The organism is Roseisolibacter sp. H3M3-2 (assembly GCF_029211165.1).
Lineage (GTDB): Bacteria > Gemmatimonadota > Gemmatimonadetes > Gemmatimonadales > Gemmatimonadaceae > Roseisolibacter.
On record NZ_JARGEK010000493.1, the window covers coordinates 1 to 2,813 of the forward strand.

Genomic DNA, 2,813 nt, shown 5'->3' on the forward strand with positions numbered 1-2,813 from the left:
CGGTGAGCGCGGCGAGGGCGGTCGGGTCGGCCGCGAGGGCCAGGGCGAGCGGGCGCGGGAGTCGGCGCGGGCGCATCGGCACGGGGCGGGGGACCCCGTCAACCTTTCGCCCGGACCGGCACGCCGCCAGCGCCCGGGGCGCGCGCATTGCGCGTCCCGCCGGCATGCCCCCATCCGCCGACCGCCGCGCGCACGAGCGCGCCCCCCCGTCCGACGTCGCCGACGTCGTCGCGCGCAACATCGCCGCGCTGCTCGAGCGGCGCCGGCACGACGAGGCGCGCCGCGCGACGCCGGAGCGCGCCGCCGACGCGATCACGCGCTTCGCGGGGAGCATGCGGTTCGTCGGCATCCACCTCGTGCTCTTCGGCGCCTGGGTGGTCGGGAACCTCGGCGTCGTCCCCGGCGTGCGGCAGTTCGACCCCGGGTTCACCGTGCTGGCGATGGTCGCGTCCGTCGAGGCCATCTTCCTCTCGACGTTCGTCCTCATCTCGCAGAACCGGATGCAGGCGCAGGCCGACAAGCGGGCCGACCTCGACCTGCAGGTGAGCCTCCTGGCCGAGCACGAGGTCACCCAGCTCATCACCCTCGTCCGCGAGATGGCGCGCCGGATGGGGATCGAGCAGGCGCGCGACCCGGCGCTCGACGAGCTGGCGCAGGACGTCCGCCCCGAGGTGGTGCTCACCCACATGGAGGCGTCCGAGCGCGGCGCGGAGTAGATTGCCGGCGTGTTCAAGCAAGGATTCCTCCGCCGCACCGACCTCGGGACCGAGTGCGACGCCTGCGGCGGCCGCCTCGACCTGATGACGGGCGGCACCTGCGAGCGGTGCCGCCGCATCCTCTGCAGCCGCCACCTCCACGGCTCGTGGTGGCGCCGCATGGTGCACGAGTACCGCCGCCCCATCCTCTGCGTGGCGTGCCGCCACGGCGACCCCGTTCCCCCGCCCCGATGAACGACCAGTCCCCGGCGCAGCTCCTCTACCCCGACCTCGACCGCGAGCTGTCGGTGGCCCGCACCACGCTCGAGCGCGTGCCCGACGCGCAGGCGGGCTACGTCCCGCACGAGAAGTCGATGAACCTCGGCCGGCTCGGCGCGCACCTCGTCGAGCTGATGGGCTTCGCGACGTCGATCGCCTCGAGGGACGAGCTGGACTTCGCCAAGGGCGAGTACGCGACCGTCCCCTTCGAGTCGACCGAGCAGCTGCTCGCCGGCTTCGACGCCGGCGCCGCCAAGCTGCGCGCCGCCGTGCAGGCGCTGACGTGGGAGGACGTCGGGCGCACGTGGACGCTGCGCGCCGGCCCGCAGGTCATGATGGCGGCGCCGCGCGCCGTCGCGCTCCGCATGGCGGGCATCAGCCACCTCGTGCACCACCGCGCGCAGCTCGGCGTCTACCTGCGCCTCCTCGGCGTGCCGGTGCCGGGGACCTACGGCCCCTCGGCGGACGAGCAGTAGTCTCCGCTCACCGCGCCGTCGCCGGCGCCGCCTCCGACGAGTCGGGGGCGGCGCCGTTCGCGTGTGCCCCCGCGCGCCGCTGCCGCAGCGCGCGCAGCACGGTGCGCCCCGCCGCCAGCCCGCCCAGCGCCACGTACGCGTAGAACGTGTAGACGCGCCACCAGATCAGCGACGCGCCGAACAGCCGCGCCGGGATCGCGCTCTTGAGCGTCGCCCCGAACGCGGCCTCGATGAAGCCGCCCCCGCCCGGCGCCGGCGCCACCACGCCGCCGTACTGCAGCGCCAGCGGCCAGAGCACCAGCGGCGCCATCGCGTCGCGCGTCAGCGGCGCGGCCGCCGCCCCCGCGAGCACCGCCCCGGCCACGAGCCCCGGCAGCACCAGCACGCGCGCGACGACGTGCGCCACCGACGCCAGCAGCGCGAGCGCCATCATCCCCATGCGCGCCTCGCGCACGCCCTGCACGCTGGTGCGCAGCTGGCGCAGCGAGCGCTGGATCGTGCGCCACCGCCCCGCGTGCAGCCCGAGCGCCGCGGCCCACCCCGGCGGCGGCCCGCTCGCGTTGCGGCGCGCCAGCGCCATCCCGAACACGCCGACGCCGATCACGAACGCCGCGTAGCCGCCGACCAGCCCCTGGATCCCGGTGAGCGCCGCGCCGCCGCCGCGGAACACCAGCGCCAGCCCGAGCGCCACCAGCGCGAGCGACACGACCTCGAGGAACAGCTCCGCGAACAGGATCAGCAGCCGCCCCGCCGCCGGCACGCGCGCCTCGGTCAGCACCAGGTAGCGCGCCGGCTCCGCCCCCGAGCGCGCCGGCGTGATCGCGGCGCCGAAGTCGCCGCCCAGGCACACGCGCAGCGCCGCGCCGAAGCCGAGCGGGAGGTGCAGCGCCCGCGCCGAGAGCTGGATCTTCCAGGCCCGCGCCAGCAGCTCCGCCGCGAACGCGCCGCCCCCCAGCAGGTGCGCCAGCAGCGGCAGGTTGACCGACGCGCCCCCCGTCGGCCAGCTGCTCCACACCACGTAGGCGGAGGCGCCGACGGCGGCGGCGAACGACAGGAGGGTGACGAGCCAGCGGAGGGGCGACAACGACGGGACGGCTGGGGGGAGGCGGGCCCCCTAACCTAGCCGCCCCCTCCGGCCTGCGCCCGCCGGGCCATCGCCATCAGCTGCCAGAAGACCCCCCGCACCCCCTCCTCGTCGGCCATCCCGGCCGCCCGCGCCAGCTCGGCCGCCCGGCGCACCACCTGCGCCTCGCGCGGCGGGTCGAGCGTCGGCCGCCCCAGCCGGCGCTTCTCGGCGCCGATCCGGCCGGCCAGGCGCGCCCGCTCGGCGAGCAGCGCCGCCAGCTCCGCGTCCACCCGCGCC

At 77.0% G+C, this 2,813-nt stretch carries 5 protein-coding genes; 3 read left to right on the plus strand and 2 right to left on the minus strand.

The features are described from left to right. Positions 1–164: 164 nt before the first annotated feature. Genes PYV61_RS23510 through PYV61_RS23520 form a run of 3 tightly spaced genes read left to right on the plus strand, consistent with a single transcriptional unit; the run spans position 165 to position 1,450 of the window. Positions 165–716 (plus strand): DUF1003 domain-containing protein, encoded by a 552-nt coding sequence (locus PYV61_RS23510; RefSeq protein ID WP_275836286.1) that lies wholly within the window; start codon positions 165–167, stop codon positions 714–716. A 9-nt stretch (positions 717–725) separates the two neighbouring features. Beyond that, positions 726–950 (plus strand): hypothetical protein, encoded by a 225-nt coding sequence (locus tag PYV61_RS23515; protein WP_275836288.1) that lies wholly within the window; start codon positions 726–728, stop codon positions 948–950. Then, positions 947–1,450: a DinB family protein gene (locus tag PYV61_RS23520; RefSeq protein WP_275836290.1), complete on the plus strand. Its 504-nt coding sequence runs from the start codon at positions 947–949 to the stop codon at positions 1,448–1,450. The genes PYV61_RS23515 and PYV61_RS23520 overlap by 4 nt, the downstream gene beginning before the upstream one ends. A gap of 7 nt (positions 1,451–1,457) precedes the next feature. Here the strand turns inward: PYV61_RS23520 and PYV61_RS23525 are convergent, their stop codons facing one another. Both PYV61_RS23525 and PYV61_RS23530 read right to left on the minus strand, forming a co-directional pair. After that, the gene (locus tag PYV61_RS23525) at positions 1,458–2,534 is read right to left on the minus strand and encodes a lysylphosphatidylglycerol synthase domain-containing protein (RefSeq protein WP_275836292.1); all 1,077 of its coding nucleotides are present in this window, start codon (positions 2,532–2,534) and stop codon (positions 1,458–1,460) included. Between the two features lie 35 nt (positions 2,535–2,569). After that, positions 2,570–2,813: chorismate mutase (locus PYV61_RS23530; RefSeq protein ID WP_275836294.1), on the minus strand; the 244-nt coding region annotated here is incomplete at its 5' end.

What these genes read in the sequence shown, in the direction of transcription:
- PYV61_RS23510 (WP_275836286.1), top strand. Translation starts at nt 165, where the DNA reads ATGCCCCCATCCGCCGACCGCCGCGCGCACGAGCGCGCCCCCCCGTCC.
- PYV61_RS23520 (WP_275836290.1), top strand. Translation starts at nt 947, where the DNA reads ATGAACGACCAGTCCCCGGCGCAGCTCCTCTACCCCGACCTCGACCGC.